This window comes from Rathayibacter sp. VKM Ac-2805 (assembly GCF_009834265.1).
In the GTDB taxonomy this organism is placed as follows: Bacteria; Actinomycetota; Actinomycetes; order Actinomycetales; family Microbacteriaceae; genus Rathayibacter.
This window is the reverse complement of the sequence record NZ_CP047185.1, coordinates 2246271-2261224: the sequence shown is the minus strand read 5'-3', so window position 1 is coordinate 2261224 and position 14954 is coordinate 2246271. Positions and strand designations below refer to the sequence as shown.

The following is a 14954-nucleotide window of genomic DNA, read 5'->3' as shown; positions in this document are numbered from 1 at the left end:
GGGCCCAGCGGCGCCGGACGCCCGCCCTCAGGCGTGCAGGGCGGCGTTCAGCTCGATGCCGGCGCCGGTGCGGGGGAGGACCTCGACGGCCCCGGTGAGGGAGTTGCGGCGGAAGAGAAGGTTCGGCACGCCCGAGAGCTGCACGGCCTTCACGGTCTGCGGGGCGCCGTCGGCGCGCGGCGCTCCGCCGACCACGACGACCTTGGTGCCGGCGGTCACGTAGAGGCCGGCCTCGACGACGGTGTCGTCGCCGAGGGAGATGCCGATGCCCGAGTTCGCACCCAGCAGCGCCCGCGCGCCGATCGAGACGCGCTGCACTCCTCCGCCCGAGAGGGTGCCCATGATGGACGCGCCGCCGCCGATGTCCGAGCCGTCGCCGACCACGACGCCCTGCGAGATGCGCCCCTCGACCATCGAGCTGCCGAGGGTCCCGGCGTTGAAGTTGACGAAGCCCTCGTGCATCACCGTCGTGCCGGGTGCCAGGTGCGCGCCGAGGCGGACGCGCGAGGTGTCCGCGATGCGCACCTTCGCGGGGGTGACGTAGTCGGTCAGCCGCGGGAACTTGTCGATCCCGGTGGCCTGGATGCCGTGGCGCCGGAGCGAGGGGCGCAGGCGGGTGAACGACTCCGGCGAGACCGGACCGGCGTTCGTCCACACCACGTTCGGCAGGTGGGCGAAGACGCCGTCGAGGTTCACCTCGTTCGGGCGGACCAGGAGGTGCGAGAGCAGGTGCAGCCGCAGGTAGGCGTCGGACGTGGAGGCGGGCGGCGCCTGCACGTCGATCTGCAGCGTGACCACGTCGATGCGGACCTCGCGGCGCGGATCCTCGCCGGCCTGCTCCTCGAACTCCGCCGGCACGGTCCAGGGGTCGCGGCCGGCCGGGATGGTGCCGAGGCGCGGCTCCGGGAACCAGGTGTCGAGGACGGTGCCGTCGGCGGCCATGGTGGCGAGCCCGTATCCCCAGGCGGAGGCGGGCGCGGAGGAGTCTGCGGAGTGCTCGAGGGTCATGCCGATCAGGGTAGCGCGGAGCGTCCGGCCGCTACCCTGGGGCGCATGGCCGATCCGACCACCGCCCCTCCGCTCGATCTGCGCACCGATCCGGTCGCCCTGACGCGGATCCTCTGCGACATCCCGTCCGTCTCGGGCGACGAGCTCGAGATCGCGGACGCGGTGCAGTGGGCGCTCGAGCAGTACGACCACCTCGAGGTCATCCGCGACGGCCACACCGTCGTGGCGCGGACGAACCTCGGCCTCGCCCAGCGCGTCGTGATCGCCGGGCACCTCGACACGGTGCCGGTCAACGGCAACCTGCCCGTCGTCGCCGAGACGATCGACGGCGTCGAGCACCTGGTCGGCCGCGGGACCGTCGACATGAAGGCCGGAGTGGCGGTGCAGCTCGTCCTCGCCGCCGAGCTCTCCGATCCGGCCGTCGACATCACCTGGATGTGGTACGACAACGAGGAGGTCGCAGCGGACCTCAACGGCCTCGGCCGCCTCTCCCGGCACCGCCCCGACCTCTTCTCCGCCGACTTCGCGGTGCTCGGCGAGCCGACGAGCGGAGCAGTGGAGGGCGGCTGCAACGGGACGCTCCGGGTCGACGTGGTCACCCGAGGAGTCCGCGCCCACTCCGCCCGCAGCTGGGTCGGCGAGAACGCGATCCACGCGGCCGCGCCGATCCTCGACCGCCTCGCCGCCTACGTACCGCGCGAGGTCGAGGTCGAGGGGCTCGTGTACCGCGAGGGCGTCAACGCCGTGCGCGTCACCGGCGGGGTCGCGGGCAACGTGATCCCGGACCTCTGCACGGTGCAGGTCAACTACCGCTTCGCCCCCGACCGGTCCGGGGAGGAGGCGCTCGCCCACCTCGAGGAGCTCTTCGAGGGGTTCGAGGTGACGGTGGACGATCTGGCCGAGGGCGCCCGCCCGGGGCTGGACGCACCTCTGGCCCAGGCCTTCCTCTCCGCCGTCGGAGCCGAGGCGAAGCCCAAGTACGGCTGGACCGACGTCGCGCGGTTCTCCGCCATGGGCATCCCGGCTGTCAACTACGGACCGGGCGACCCGCTCCGGGCCCACGCCGACGACGAGCGCGTGGCGGTGCACGAGATCACCGAGTGCACCGAGGGCCTCCGCCGCTGGCTGACCGCGTCCTCGTGAGCGCGAGCGCCACGGCCGTCCCCGTCCGCCTGCGCCTGCGCCTGGTCCCGTGGTGGGCGCGGGTCCTCCTGGTGTACATCGCGACCCGCGTGGTCACGACGGTGATCCTGCTGCAGTTCGCCGCGCACCAGCTCGCGAACCCGTGGACCGGACCCTCCCCGTCCTACTCGGCCTTCGCGTCGATGTGGGACGGCCGCTGGTACGAGATCATCGCGGCCACCGGGTACCCCGGCTTCCTGCCGATCACGCAGGACGGCCACGTGGGGGAGAACGCCTGGGCCTTCATGCCGCTCTACCCGGGGGTCGTGAAGGCCCTGATGGCGGTCACCGGCCTCACCTGGGCTCCGGCCGCCGTGACCGTCTCCGTCCTGTGCGGAGCCGGAGCCTGCCTCGTCCTGTACCGCCTCTTCCGGCACTCCCTCGGCGAGTCGCAGTCGCTGACGGCGGTGCTGCTGTTCTGCGTGGCGCCGACCTCGCCGCTGATGCAGCTCGCCTACGCGGAGTCGATGGCGATGCTCCTGACCGCGGTCACGCTCCTCCTCCTGGTGCGGCGCCGCTGGCTCGCGGTCGTGCCCGTCGTGCTGCTGCTGGGCCTGACCCGGCCGAGCGGGCTCGCCTTCGCCGCCGCGCTCGGCCTCTACGTCGTCTACCGGTTCGTCCGGCGCCGCACGGAGCCGTTCCCGCGGTCGGAGTGGCTGCCGGCCGTGGGCCTGACGGCGTGGGGGCTCGTGGTCGGCTTCCTCTGGCCCGCCGTGGCGTGGGCCGTCACCGGGTCGATGACCGCGTACACCGACACCGAGCTGGCGTGGCGTGCGGTCTACATCGGCTACCAGGAGCTGCTCCCGCTGACCCCGTGGTTCCAGGGCGGCGCCTGGTGGGGCTCGTGGTGGTTCGGGGCCCCGGCCGTCGGCGTCGTGCTGGTGGTGCTCCTCCTGGCGGCGTTCGTCGGGATCCTCGCCGCACCGTGGACACGGCGGCTCGATCTCTTCAGCCGGGCCTGGGTCGCCGGGTACGGCGTCTACCTGCTGGCGTTCTTCTTCCCGCAGTCGAGCACCTTCCGGCTGCTGGGCCCGATGTTCCCGCTCGTCGGAGCGCTGGCGGTGCCGCGCTCGCCGGTCTTCCGGGTCGCGCTGGTCCTGCTCGGGATCGGCGGCCAGATCGTCTGGATCTCGATCTGCTGGGCCGTCGCCGGATCGGACTGGACCCCGCCGTGATCGTGGTGCGCGCCCGCCCGGCGCGGTGCTCCTCCGGGGACTCCCGACTCCCGCACGGGTATGCTCGTCGGAATGTCTCCCCTCACGCCAGCCGGTGAGCCGCGACACGCGTCGCCCCTCCTCCGGCCGACCCGCCGGCGAGCCGCGGCGACACCCGCCCGCTCCCCGCTGACGACCGCCTCCTCGACGGACCGCGGGCCGCTCGCGTGAGCGCCACCGCGATCGCGCCGGAGACGGAGGACGCCTCTCCGTCCCGCTCCCGCTGGGGTCTGCTCCGGAGGATCCCGTGGTGGATCCAGGTGCTCCTGGTCTTCGCCGTGTCCCGGGTCGTCACGACCGTGATCATGCTCCGTGTCGGCGCCGTGCGTCAGGGCGTCGAGTGGACGGGACTCCGCGACACCTACGTCCGGTTCGCGACGACATGGGACGGCGGCTGGTACGAGCGGATCGGGATGACGGGGTACCCGTCGGTCCTGCCGCTCTCGCCGTCCGGAGCCGTGGAGCAGAACCCCTGGGCGTTCATGCCCGTCTACCCGTTCACCGTCCGCGGCCTGATGAACATCACCGGGCTCGACTGGGCGAACGCGGCGGTGCTCGTCGCCCTGGTCTGCAGTGCAGCGGCGTGCCTGGTGATCTACCGGCTGTTCCGCGTCTCGCTCAGCGAGGGCCAGGCGCTGATGGGGATCGTCTTCTTCTGCGTCGCTCCGACGTCCCCGATCCTGCAGATCGGCTACGCGGAGTCCGGCGGCATCCTCCTGACGGCCGTGCTGCTCCTCCTGCTGGTGCGCCGCAAGTGGATCTGGACGTTCCCCGTCGTGCTGGTCGTGGGGCTCCTGCGCCCGAGCGGCCTCGCGATCGCGGCGATGACGGGCCTCTACTTCCTCTACCGCGTCTGGCGCCACGTGCACGGCACCGAGCCGTTCGCCCGCCGGGAGTTCGCCTTCACGGTCTCCCTCACGGTCTGGTCCCTCGCGGTGGGCTTCGCCTGGCTGCTCATCGCCTGGGCCGTCACCGGCTCCTTCACCGCCTACACCGACACCGAGCTCGCCTGGCGCAGCGTCTTCATCGGCGAGGGCGAGCTCATCCCCTTCACCTCCTGGTTCGCCGGCGGGGGCTGGTGGGGAGGCCTCTGGTTCGGCTCGCCGATCACGGGCATGGGCATCACCGTCGTGGTGGTGCTCGGATTCCTGGCGATCCTGTTCTCGCGGGCCACGCGCAGCCTCGACGTCTTCTCGCGGCTCTGGGTCGGCGGCTACGCGATCTACCTCTTCGCGTTCTTCTACCCGCAGTCGAGCACGTTCCGCATCCTGATGCCGATGTTCCCGCTGGCCGGGGCGCTCGCGGTGCCGCGGTCGACCCTCCTGAGGGTGTTCGTGGTGGCCGCATCGATCGTCGGGCAGATCGTCTGGGTGCTGCTGTGCTGGGTGTTCACCCCCGGCGACTGGTCCCCGCCGTGATCGGCTGACGCCCGACTTCCGGGCGCGGTTCGGAACACCTCCGCGGATGCACGATAATAGGGGGATACGTCACGAAAGGGGAACTCTATGGCGGCCATGAAGCCGAGGACCGGAGACGGACCGATGGAGGCTGTTAAGGAGGGCCGACTCATCGTCGTGCGCGTTCCGCTCGAAGGAGGCGGACGCCTCGTCGTCTCGGTCAACGATGCAGAGGCGAAAGAGCTGCACGACGCGCTCGCGTCGGTGGTGTCTCCCGCCTGATCCGCACCGTCGTGAACGCCCGTCGCACACCGTGCGGCGGGCGTTCCGTCTTTCCTCGGTCGGCCGCGCTCGTCAGGCGCGGCGCTTGTTGGCCTGCAGCAGGCCGTCGCCGATCGGCGAGAGCACGCTGACCACGGCGGGGGAGGCGCAGACCTCGGCCACCAGCGTGCGGAACGCCGTCGCGATCTCGTCGCGCTGCGCGGGGTTGGCCACGCGTCCGCGCCAGAGCGCGTGGGGGACGAGGACCGTCCCGCCCGGACGGACGAGCCGCAGCGCGTGCTCGACGTTCTCGATGACCTGCAGCGGATCGCCGTCGACGAAGACGATGTCGTAGGAGTTCTCGTTCATCCGGGGCAGCACCTCGAGGGCGCGGCCCGGGATGAGCCGGAGCCGGTTGGGCGAGATGCCCGCCTCGTGGAACTGGGCGCGCGCGTGCTGCTGGTGCACCGCCTCGGAGTCGATCGAGGTGAGCATCGCCTCGGGGGCGCCGTCGAGCAGCCACAGGCCGCTCACGCCGGTGCCGGTGCCGATCTCGATGATGGAGGTCGCGCGCGCCGCGGCGGCGACCAGCGCGGCCTGCGCGCCGATCGAGGGGGAGACGGCGTCGATGCCCAGCTCGACCGAGAGCCGGCGGGCCGAGGCGATGGCCTCCGACTCGACGACCGCGTCCTCGGCGTACTTCCAGTTGGCATCCTTGTCGGACACGGGGGCGCTCCTCTGATCGGTGCACCGGGCGGATCGCGCCCGGGCATCGTCAGGGTACGGTGGCGCGCGGGCTCCGCGAGGGAGGCGCGGCGGGTTAGTGTTGTCCTCGTGTTCGGTCTGACGTTCGACAAGCTCCTCATCATCGGGGTCATCGCCGTCTTCGTGCTGGGTCCCGACCGCCTCCCGCACTACGCCGCCCAGCTCGGGCAGCTCGTGCGCAAGGTGCGCGGATTCGCCACGCAGGCCCGGGAGCGCGTCAAGGACGAGATGGGCGACGAGTTCAACGACGTCGACTGGAAGAAGCTCGACCCGCGCCAGTACGATCCCCGCCGCATCATCCGCGACGCCCTGCTCGAGGACGATCCGGCCCCCACCGTGAAGCCGCCCACCGCTGTCGCCGCTCCGGTCGTGCCGGGCGGCACCGGCTCCGCGCAGGACAGCTACTACACGACGATGCAGCGCTCCGTCTCGTCCGGCACGCTCTCGAGCGTCGCGCCGCCGCCGATCGACTCCGAGGCCACCTGAGCCCTGCTCCGCGAGGAGCGCCGGGCGGGCGTCTCGACCGACGCCGCCCGCACGAAGCCGCGCGAAGGCGTCAGCCGACGGCGAGCGGGAGCCGACGGCCGGTCAGTCCCCGCGGCCGCGCGGCGAGCGTCGCCGCCAGGGCGTCGATCGCCCGGGCGGCAGGATCCTCCGGATCGCCGACGACGACGGGCACGCCCTCGTCGCCCCCCGCCCGCAGCGCGACGGAGATCGGCAGCGACGCGAGCAGCGGCACCTCGTCGCCCGTAGCAGTGAGCCGACGCGCGACCTCGGCCCCGCCTCCGCTGCCGAAGAGCTCCAGCACCGAGCCGTCGGGCTGCGGAAGCCCCGACATGTTCTCGACCACTCCGACGATGCGCTGACCCGACTGGCGGGCGAGCGCGCCGCTGCGCTCGGCCACGTCGGCGGCCGCCGGCTGCGGGGTGGTGACGATGAGGACCTCCGCATGCGGGAGCAGCTGCCCGATGGAGATCGCCACATCCCCCGTGCCGGGAGGCAGGTCGAGCAGGAGCACGTCGAGGTCGCCGAAGTACACGTCGGTGAGGAACTGGGAGATCGTGCGGTGCAGCATGGGCCCGCGCCAGGAGACGGCCGCCCCGCGGGTGTCGCCCTCGAGGAACATCCCGATCGAGATGACCTTCACGCCGTGCGCCACCGGCGGCAGCATCAGCTCGCCGACGCGGGTGGGCCCCGCGACGCGCCCGTCGTGCATCAGGCCGAGCAGGCCGGGGATGGAGAAGCCGTGCACGTCGGCGTCCACGAGGCCGACAGCGAGACCCCGCTGAGCGAGGGCGACCGCGAGGTTGGCGGTGACGGTCGACTTGCCGACGCCGCCCTTGCCGCTGGTGACCGCGAACACGCGGGTGAGCGAGTCCGGGCCGAAGGGCATGCTCCGGCGGCCGCCCTGGAGGCGCTCGGTGAGGGCGGTGCGCTGCGCCGGCGTCATGACTCCGACCACGACGTCGACCGCCGTGACTCCGGGAGCCGAGGCCGCGGCCTCGCGCACGTCGCGCTCGATCGCGGAGGCGGCCGGACAGCCGACGATGGTCAGCCGGATCGCGACGCGGACGAATCCGTCGGCGGCCGCCTCGACCGACTCGAGCATGTCGAGCTCGGTGATGGGCTTCCGGATCTCCGGATCGACGACGCGGGCCAGCGCCGTCCTGACGGCGGTCTCGACGGCGGCGACGTCAGGCATCGCGCCGCTCGGGCTCCTGCGCCCGATCCTTCTCGAGCTCCTCGAGCAGGCCGCGCAGCTCCGAGCGGATGAAGTCCTTGCTCGCCATGTCGCGGATCGCCAGGCGCAGGGCCACGACCTCGCGCGCGAGGTACTCGGTGTCCGCGAGGTTGCGCTCGGCCCGCTGACGGTCCTGCTCGATCTGCACGCGGTCGCGGTCGTCCTGGCGGTTCTGCGCGAGCAGCAGCAGCGGCGCGGCGTAGGAGGCCTGCAGCGAGAGGATCAGCGTCAGCACTGTGAAGCCGAGGGCCTGCGAGTCGAAGCGCGCGTCCGCGGGCCCGTAGGTGTTGAACATCAGCCAGAAGACGCAGAAGATCGTCATCCCGACCAGGAACCACGGCGTGCCCATGCCGCGGGCGAACGACTCGGTCAGGCGGCCGAAGCGGTCGCTGCTCGGGCGGTTCCGCCGGGAGAGGACGCGGGTGCGCAAGCCCTTCGGAGCGTCCAGGCGCCGGTCCTGCTTGGTGTCCCTAGCCACGCGCGCCCCTCCGTCCCCGTCGTGTCCTGCCTGTCGCCGCGGGTGCCGGCGGCACGAGCGGGACGCCCTGCGTCGCCGTCGTCACCGGCTTCCTCGGTTCGTCGTCGTCGCCGTGGCTGCGCCAGTCGTCGGGGAGGAGGTAGTCGAGGACGTCGTCGATGGTCACGACGCCGACGAGGCGGTGGGACGCGTCGACGACGGGCACCGAGACGAGGTTGTAGCTGGCCAGGATCCGGGCGACCTCGGCCGCCGAGGTCTCGGGCGTGATCGGGTCCATGCTCTGGTCGAGCAGGGTGCCGAGGCGCTCGTGCGGCGGGTAGCGGAGCATCCGCTGGAAGTGCACCATGCCGAGGAAGCGGCCGGTCGGCGGCTCGTAGGGCGGCAGCGTGACGCAGACGGCGGCGCCGAGGGCCGGGGCGAGCTCGTGGCGGCGGATGAGGGCGAGACCCTCGGCGACGGTCGCCTCGGAGGAGACGATGATCGGCTCCGTGGTCATCAGACCGCCGGCGGACTCCGGGGCGTAGGTGAGGAGCATGCGGACGTCGTCCGCCTCCTCGGGCTCCATCAGCTCCAGGAGCGCCTCGCCGCGCTCCTCCGAGAGCTGGGCGATCAGGTCGGCCGCGTCGTCCGGCTGCATCTGGTCGAGCACATCGGCGGCGCGGTCGTCGTCGAGCCGGCCGAGGATCTCGACCTGCTCGCTCTCGGGCATCTCCTCGAGCACGTCTGCGAGGCGGTCGTCCGAGAGCTCGCCGGCGACCTCGAGCATCCGCTGCTGCGGCAGGTCGAGGAGCGTGCTGGCGAGGTCGGCGGGCTTGAGCTCGGAGAGGCTGGCGACGTACTGCTCGGCGGACTGCGCCTCGGTCGAGACGCTCTCGCGGACCTCGCGCCAGCCGGCGAAGGCGGTCGCGCCCTTGGCGAAGGGGGAGGGGCTGGTCTTGGGCCGGCGGACGAAGAGCTGCGCGAGCTCCCACTCGCCGGGAGCGGCCTCCTCGATCGCGACGTCCTCGACGACCGCGTCACCGGAGCCGTCCACGAAACTCACCCGGCGGCCGAGGAGCTCGGCGATGACGCGGACCTCTCCGCCCCGCTGCTCGAAGCGGCGCACGTTGATGAGCCCGGTGGTGATGATCTGGCCGCTGCCGATGCTGGTGACCCGGCCGATCGACACGAAGACCCGACGGCGCCCGGGGATCTCGACCACCAGGCCGACCACCCGCGGGGCGTCGTTCTGCCGGTAGACCAGGAGCACGTCGCGGACCTTGCCGACGCGATCGCCGGCCGGGTCGAAGACACTGCATCCGGCCAAGCGCGCGACGAAGACTCTGGCGGAACTCACGGCTACAAACCTAGTCCCGTGCAGCCGGGCGGACGCCGAGCGTTCCCGGCTCGCCCTCGGCCGGTTCTCCGAATCCGTTCAGAGACCTTCAAGTGGCCTGTGCGATTCTGTCCGGGTGACTCAGCAGACGCCGTTCAGCGGCCGAGGGCCGGCCTTCCCCACGATCCCGCGCGGGGAGATCCTCGCCACGTTCGACACGTACCAGGAGGCGCAGGCCGCCGTCGACGTGCTCGCCCGCGCCGACTTCCCGGTGCGCCAGCTCGCCATCATCGGCAATGAGCTCAAGAGCGTCGAGCGGGTGACCGGCAAGCTCACCTGGGGCCGCGTCGCTCTCGCCGGAGCGGCCTCCGGCGCCTGGCTCGGCGTCTTCCTGGGCCTCCTGCTCATCATCTTCTCGCCGACGACGGAGTTCTCCTTCCTCATCGCGGCGGTGCTCCTCGGCGCCGGCTTCGGGATGCTCTTCGGGCTAGCCTCCTACGCCGTGAACCGCCGCCGTCGCGACTTCACCTCGACCATGCAGGTGATCGCGACCAGTTACTCCGTGCTCGTGGACCCCGAGGTGGTCAACCGCGCGCGCAACCTGCTCGACGGCGGCACCTCCGCGGCGGAGGCGCCCCAGACGGCCTGGGCTCCGCCGCCCGCTACGATCGGCGACCCGCAGCCGCAGCCCGTCCGCCCCGAGGACGACCCGCGCTGACGATCCTCCACGAAGGCCCCCGGTCCGCCGGGGGCCTTCGTCGTTCCCGGGGCGGGGCGGCTCAGGCGGAGCCGACGGGCGGGAGGACGATGTCGACCGCGAGACCCCGGGGGGAGCGGTTGACCAGGGCGACCGTCCCGCCGGCCGAGAGCACGGTGGTGTGCACCAGGGCCAGTCCGAGACCGCTGCCGCCGGAGGCGAGGGTCCGGGAGTCGTCCGGGCGGGAGAAGCGGTCGAAGGCGACCGGGATGAAGGCGTCGGGCATCCCCGGTCCGTCGTCCGAGACGCTGAGCATCAGGCGCCCGTCCGACTGCGAGAGGGAGGCGACGATCATGCCGCCGCCGTTCATCGCCTGGATCGCGTTCCTCACGAGGTTGTCGATCACCCGGCCGAAGTCCTGGGACGCGACCGCGTAGAGCCGGGCCGGCTCGCGCTCGTCGATCTCGTAGTCGATCTCCACCCCCGACTCCGAGGCGAGCAGGCGGGTGCGGTCGACGGCGCCCACCAGCTCGTCGACGAGCTCGGCGAAGGGAGCGGTCGGGCGGACGGTGCGGCTCTCGATGCGCGAGATGTCGAGCAGGGCGGACGCGAGGCGCACGAGCCGGTCGACGCTCTTCTGCGCGTCGAGGATGACCCGGTCGACCGCGACCGGATCGTCGACGCGGTGGTGGGCGATCTCGAGCTGCGCGGAGAGCGCGGCGAGGGGAGTGCGGAGCTCGTGGCTCGCATCCGACACCATCTGCTTCTCGCGGGCCAGCGACGCGGTCTGCTTGGTCAGGAACGCGTTCAGCGTCACCGCGAGCTCGTCGATCTCGTCGCGCGTGCCGACGACCGGGAGCTGGTCGCCCTGCCCGGGCTCGGCGGCGATCTGATCCGCGCGCGCCCGCATCCGCCGCACCGGGGCGAGGGCCGCGCCCGTCAGGATCCACGAGGCGAGCCCGAACGTGACGACGAGGAAGATCGCGGCGTAGACGAGCACGTGGGCGAAGTCGTCGAGGACGAGCTGCGACGCGGCCTGGTCGCGCGCGGAGGCGACCTGCCAGACGCCGCGATCGCTCTCGATGGCCGTGAAGCGGACCAGGTAGCTGCCGTTCGCCGTCGTCACGTCGGCGTACCGGGGCGAGGTGTCGGCGGGCTCCTCCGCCAGAGCGCTGAGCACCTCGCCGCTCAGGCGCGAGGGCATGGTCGAGGTGCTGACGCTCCCGTCGGGAGCGAGGGCGAGGAACAGCTGGCCCGTCGACGAGCCCTGCGTGCGCGGAACGTTGCCCGCCGAGATGTCGCGGCGCACCTCGTCCTCGATCGACATCAGGATCGTCCGCTCGCTGCGGTCGACGATGCCGGTGACCACCTGGTAGAAGAGCAGCGCCGCGAGCGCGAAGAGGGCGGTCGCCACAGCGACCGTTCCCACGGTGATCCTCGCGCGGATCGAGAGCGCGCCGACCCGGCGGCGTGCCGTGCTCATCCGCGACACGGGCTACTCGACCGGGCGGAGGAAGTAGCCCTTGCCGCGGACGGTCACGATGCTGACGCCCGTGTCCTCGGTCGGGAGCTTCTTGCGCAGGTAGCTGACGTACTGGTCGACGATGTTGTTGTCGACGATCTCGCCGCCGCCCCAGATCTCGGAGAGGATCCGCTGGCGGGTCACGACGGAGCCGACGGGAGTGATGAGGAGCTTGAGGAGCTCGAGCTCCTTCGGGCTGACGTGGATGCGCGAGCCGTCGGCGGTGCGCCGGATGCTCGATCCGTCCACGGTGATGCGTCCGACGTCGATCGAGGTGGACATCAGCGACGGGCTGCGGCGCAGGAGGGCCCGGAGGCGCGCGTTGAGCTCGGTGAACGCGAACGGCTTGGTCAGGTAGTCGTCCGCTCCGGCGTCGAGCCCGAAGACGCGGTCCTCGATCGCGTCCCGCGCGGTCAGCAGCATGATCGGCGTGGGCCGGCCGAGCTCGCGGATCCGGCGGCAGATCTCGAAGCCCGACATCGCCGGGAGCATGACGTCCACGATGGCGGCCGAGAACTCGGCGTTGCTGAACGCGACGAGCGCGTCGATGCCGTTCGTGGTCAGCACGGCCTCGTAGCCGGCGTCTTCGAGGCCGCCGACGAGGGCCTCACCCATGGCTGGATCGTCTTCGACGACAAGGATCTTCACGCGCTCACCCTACGGCCCGGCTCCCAGGAGGACGCACTGGGCGGGCCGTGTGTCGATCGGATGCGGGATCGACCCATCCGATCGGCGCTGGGCGACGAATGAGGAGCAACAGACCGCTCGGGGGCGTGGCGGGAGAGGCGCGATCAGTGGCGCAATTCTACTCTTCTCCCCCCGTCGGCCCGATGATACTGTTCGCGAAGTTCACCTCTACCGTCACCCGAAGGCGGCACAAACATGCTCAATATTCTTTCCATCTGGGCGCGTCTCGCGCTGTCGGTCCTCCTGTGGATCGTCCTTCTCCCCGTCATGCTCGTCCTGCTGCCGTTCCGCACGGGCAGGAGCGCCTCGCTACCCGCCCTGCGACCGGTGCCGGTTCCCGCATCGACGGTGGCGATCGACACCCGGAGCGCCAGCGGCGCCTACTAGGCCCACTTCCCGGTCGTTCCGGGCCCGACGCCCCGCTCCCATGAGCTCCGGCGTCGTCCGCCCGCCGATCCCCGACACCCGAACAGCCGTGCCTCTCTCCGCCAGGAGGGGGTGCGGCTGTTCGTCGTTCCCCGGGTCGATCCCGACTGACCGATAGATGTCGATTTCGATTACTCTCGATCGCGAGCCGCGTCAAGCCCTTCGCAGAATCTCAGGGACTGGCAATACAGTGCTCGCACATGGTTCACCGATCGGAAGGAACACGGATGCTTCGCGCCACGCTCGACACCGCTGGGATCCAGCTCGATTCGACCACGGGAGCCCCCGTGCGCCCCGACACCCCGGTCTCGGTGGTCGCGTCGGTGCCTCAGAGCCTGATCTCGCGGATGCTCGGCCGCCGCCGCTGCGAAGCCTGCGGAGCGGCCTCGGCCCGTCGCCGCGACGGCTTCTGCTCGGCCGACTGCGCCGGCACCTTCCACCTCTACGAGTGAGCCCGACCGGCCGAGTGCCGGTGGTGAACGTTCCGAAGGCCCGTGATCGACGATCGCGGGCCTTCGTGCTGTCTCGGGAGTGTCGGAGCGCCGGGTGAGGAGCGCCACGGTCGGACTCGGTCGCCCACCGGGTGACGCCGCTCGGTCGAGATGGAGGGGTGCGCCTCGAGGGGCGTCGAGCACCGGAGCTGAGCGCCCATGTGCGAGGGAGGAGAGCGGAGGACCGCGGATGTGCCCCCAGTAGGATTCGAACCTACGCCCCTGCCTCCGGAGGGCAGTGCTCTATCCCCTGAGCTATGGGGGCCAGGAGTGCCTGACCACATTAGCACCCGGGCGGGGCGGGCCCCGACGCCGGGAGCGGTCCTCGCGCATGCCACGATGGAGCCATGCTGCGCACTGTCTCCGCCTCGCTGGATCTGCGTCTGAACGGCCCGACCGACCTGATCTTCCTGGTGGCGGCGACGCCCACGGGCGACTCGTTCGAGGACTCCTTCACCGTCCGGCTCGACGGGCAGGACGTGCCGGTGCGGGAGTTCCCGGCGCGGCACGGCTCCCGCGTGCACCGCGTCGCGGGGAACGAGGGCGACCTGCGGGTCGAGTACCGGGCGCGGGTCGTCGGCCACGGCGCTCCGGACGAGCCGAGCGAGCTCGAGCTCGTCGAGTACCTGCGGCCGAGCCGGTACGCCGAGGCGGACGTGCTCGGCGGGATCGCCCGGCGGGAGTTCGGGCGGGCCCGCGGCTTCGAGGCGCTGACGGCCGTCGAGGAGTGGGTGCACGGCAACCTGTCGTACGTCTACGGGTCGACGGTCGGCACCGGGGGAGCGGCGCAGGTGATCGAGAGCCGCCAGGGCGTGTGCCGGGACTTCGCGCACACGGTCGCCGGGCTCCTCCGCGCTCTCGACATCCCCGCCCGGGTGACGGCGGTCTACGCGCCGGGCCTCGAGCCGCGGGACTTCCACGCGGTCACGGAGGCGTGGGTCGGCGGCGCCTGGCACGTCGTGGACGCTACCCGGCTGGCTCCGCGCGGGTCGATGCTGCGCATCTCGTCCGGTCGGGACACGGCCGACACAGCGTTCCTCAGCAGCTACCTGACGGACCTGCGCCTGACCGGGATGAGCGTGGAGGCCGACTGCGACGCGGCGCTCGTCGACGACCACGTCTCGCCGGTGCGCCTGGGCTGACGCCGGGGCTCAGCCGGCGAGGACGCCGATCGCCGACCGCACGAGCGGCTCGGGGTCGCCCGGCTCGACGAAGGAGGCGCTGGACGCCTCGATCCAGTACTCGCCGACGAAGGCGTCCGCGACGCCCCGCCCCTCGGCCACCTGGTAGTAGCCCTCGATCTCCGGCGGCTTGCCGTAGGTGGGGACGGCCTTGCTGGTGGTGAAGAACTCGTTCTTGAGCGCCTCGATCACCGCGGGATCGAGGTGGGCCACGGCCAGCTGCAGCTCGGCGCCCGAGTCGTCGGACCATCCGCAGACCAGGCCGTCGTACTGGGTGATCTCGTCGGAGACCGCGGTGGTCTCGATGCCGTCGTCCGGGGAGAATCCGCCCCACAGGCCCGCGAGCGCCGAGGCCGGGACCAGCTGCTCGCAGGCGAGGGGGATCGGCGTGCCGCTGACGGCGCCGCTCGCGCTCGGCTCCGGGTCGGCCGCGGGCGAGCAACCGGAGAGGGCCGCCGCGGCGAGGGCGACGAGGAGGAGGGCGGCGGGACGGCGCATGCGTCGCACCCTAGCAACGCCGCCCTGCCGAGCGGCCCCGCGGTGCAGGAGAGACGGAGGGTGCGGGCGCGGCGGCCGGTAGAATCGCTCC

17 protein-coding genes and 1 tRNA gene are annotated in these 14954 nt (G+C 72.0%); 9 read left to right on the top strand and 9 right to left on the bottom strand.

Annotation, left to right across the window (positions count from 1 at the left end):
- Nucleotides 1–27: 27 nt before the first annotated feature.
- Nucleotides 28–1008 (bottom strand): 2,3,4,5-tetrahydropyridine-2,6-dicarboxylate N-succinyltransferase, encoded by a 981-nt coding sequence (dapD, locus tag GSU40_RS10555; protein WP_160034909.1) that lies wholly within the window; start codon nucleotides 1006–1008, stop codon nucleotides 28–30.
- Nucleotides 1009–1053: 45 nt separating this feature from the next.
- Between dapD and dapE the strand changes: the two genes are divergently transcribed.
- The 4 genes from dapE (at nucleotide 1054) to GSU40_RS10535 (ending at nucleotide 5083) form a co-directional block, all read left to right on the top strand.
- Nucleotides 1054–2151: a succinyl-diaminopimelate desuccinylase gene (dapE, locus tag GSU40_RS10550; RefSeq protein WP_104249555.1), complete on the top strand. Its 1098-nt coding sequence runs from the start codon at nucleotides 1054–1056 to the stop codon at nucleotides 2149–2151.
- Nucleotides 2148–3365, top strand: coding sequence for a hypothetical protein (locus GSU40_RS10545; protein WP_244229451.1), 1218 nt, complete (start codon nucleotides 2148–2150; stop codon nucleotides 3363–3365). The genes dapE and GSU40_RS10545 overlap by 4 nt, the downstream gene beginning before the upstream one ends.
- Nucleotides 3366–3571: 206 nt before the next feature.
- On the top strand, nucleotides 3572–4822 hold the full coding sequence (locus tag GSU40_RS10540) for a hypothetical protein (RefSeq protein WP_160034907.1): 1251 nt from the start codon (nucleotides 3572–3574) through the stop codon (nucleotides 4820–4822).
- A gap of 87 nt (nucleotides 4823–4909) precedes the next feature.
- Nucleotides 4910–5083 carry a DUF3117 domain-containing protein gene (locus tag GSU40_RS10535; RefSeq protein ID WP_068208299.1) on the top strand — a complete coding sequence of 58 codons (174 nt, stop codon included), beginning with the start codon at nucleotides 4910–4912 and terminating at the stop codon, nucleotides 5081–5083.
- A gap of 72 nt (nucleotides 5084–5155) precedes the next feature.
- On the opposite strand, the gene GSU40_RS10530 is transcribed toward GSU40_RS10535, so the two are convergent.
- Nucleotides 5156–5788, bottom strand: coding sequence for a class I SAM-dependent methyltransferase (locus tag GSU40_RS10530; RefSeq protein ID WP_104222989.1), 633 nt, complete (start codon nucleotides 5786–5788; stop codon nucleotides 5156–5158).
- Nucleotides 5789–5896: 108 nt separating this feature from the next.
- Here GSU40_RS10530 and GSU40_RS10525 point away from each other — a divergent pair, with 108 nt between their 5' ends.
- Entirely contained in the window at nucleotides 5897–6313 is a 417-nt protein-coding gene (locus tag GSU40_RS10525) for a twin-arginine translocase TatA/TatE family subunit (RefSeq protein WP_146076468.1), read from the top strand.
- Between the two features lie 70 nt (nucleotides 6314–6383).
- Here the strand turns inward: GSU40_RS10525 and GSU40_RS10520 are convergent, their stop codons facing one another.
- Genes GSU40_RS10520 through GSU40_RS10510 form a run of 3 tightly spaced genes read right to left on the bottom strand, consistent with a single transcriptional unit; the run spans nucleotide 6384 to nucleotide 9382 of the window.
- Nucleotides 6384–7529, bottom strand: coding sequence for an Mrp/NBP35 family ATP-binding protein (locus tag GSU40_RS10520; protein ID WP_160034905.1), 1146 nt, complete (start codon nucleotides 7527–7529; stop codon nucleotides 6384–6386).
- Nucleotides 7522–8046: a DUF1003 domain-containing protein gene (locus GSU40_RS10515; RefSeq protein WP_104222991.1), complete on the bottom strand. Its 525-nt coding sequence runs from the start codon at nucleotides 8044–8046 to the stop codon at nucleotides 7522–7524. The genes GSU40_RS10520 and GSU40_RS10515 overlap by 8 nt, the downstream gene beginning before the upstream one ends.
- On the bottom strand, nucleotides 8039–9382 hold the full coding sequence (locus tag GSU40_RS10510) for a CBS domain-containing protein (RefSeq protein ID WP_104225554.1): 1344 nt from the start codon (nucleotides 9380–9382) through the stop codon (nucleotides 8039–8041). Before GSU40_RS10510 ends, GSU40_RS10515 begins: the two co-directional genes overlap by 8 nt.
- Nucleotides 9383–9497: 115 nt before the next feature.
- Between GSU40_RS10510 and GSU40_RS10505 the strand changes: the two genes are divergently transcribed.
- Nucleotides 9498–10079: a general stress protein gene (locus GSU40_RS10505; RefSeq protein ID WP_244229450.1), complete on the top strand. Its 582-nt coding sequence runs from the start codon at nucleotides 9498–9500 to the stop codon at nucleotides 10077–10079.
- Between the two features lie 61 nt (nucleotides 10080–10140).
- On the opposite strand, the gene GSU40_RS10500 is transcribed toward GSU40_RS10505, so the two are convergent.
- Together GSU40_RS10500 and GSU40_RS10495 are read right to left on the bottom strand one after the other, a co-directional pair.
- Nucleotides 10141–11541: a HAMP domain-containing sensor histidine kinase gene (locus tag GSU40_RS10500; RefSeq protein ID WP_146076469.1), complete on the bottom strand. Its 1401-nt coding sequence runs from the start codon at nucleotides 11539–11541 to the stop codon at nucleotides 10141–10143.
- A gap of 12 nt (nucleotides 11542–11553) precedes the next feature.
- Nucleotides 11554–12228: a response regulator transcription factor gene (locus tag GSU40_RS10495; protein ID WP_258059273.1), complete on the bottom strand. Its 675-nt coding sequence runs from the start codon at nucleotides 12226–12228 to the stop codon at nucleotides 11554–11556.
- A 234-nt stretch (nucleotides 12229–12462) separates the two neighbouring features.
- On the opposite strand from GSU40_RS10495, the gene GSU40_RS10490 reads away from it, so the two are divergent.
- Together GSU40_RS10490 and GSU40_RS10485 are read left to right on the top strand one after the other, a co-directional pair.
- Nucleotides 12463–12654, top strand: coding sequence for a hypothetical protein (locus tag GSU40_RS10490; RefSeq protein WP_159939221.1), 192 nt, complete (start codon nucleotides 12463–12465; stop codon nucleotides 12652–12654).
- Nucleotides 12655–12920: 266 nt separating this feature from the next.
- Nucleotides 12921–13145, top strand: a complete 225-nt coding sequence (locus tag GSU40_RS10485) for a hypothetical protein (RefSeq protein ID WP_160034903.1) — start codon at nucleotides 12921–12923, stop codon at nucleotides 13143–13145.
- Nucleotides 13146–13377: 232 nt separating this feature from the next.
- On the opposite strand, the gene GSU40_RS10480 is transcribed toward GSU40_RS10485, so the two are convergent.
- Nucleotides 13378–13449, bottom strand: a tRNA-Arg gene (locus GSU40_RS10480).
- 82 nt (nucleotides 13450–13531) lie between these two features.
- Between GSU40_RS10480 and GSU40_RS10475 the strand changes: the two genes are divergently transcribed.
- Entirely contained in the window at nucleotides 13532–14326 is a 795-nt protein-coding gene (locus GSU40_RS10475; protein ID WP_160034901.1) for a transglutaminase family protein, read from the top strand.
- Nucleotides 14327–14335: 9 nt separating this feature from the next.
- Here the strand turns inward: GSU40_RS10475 and GSU40_RS10470 are convergent, their stop codons facing one another.
- Nucleotides 14336–14863: a hypothetical protein gene (locus GSU40_RS10470; protein ID WP_159914777.1), complete on the bottom strand. Its 528-nt coding sequence runs from the start codon at nucleotides 14861–14863 to the stop codon at nucleotides 14336–14338.
- Nucleotides 14864–14954 lie beyond the last annotated feature (91 nt).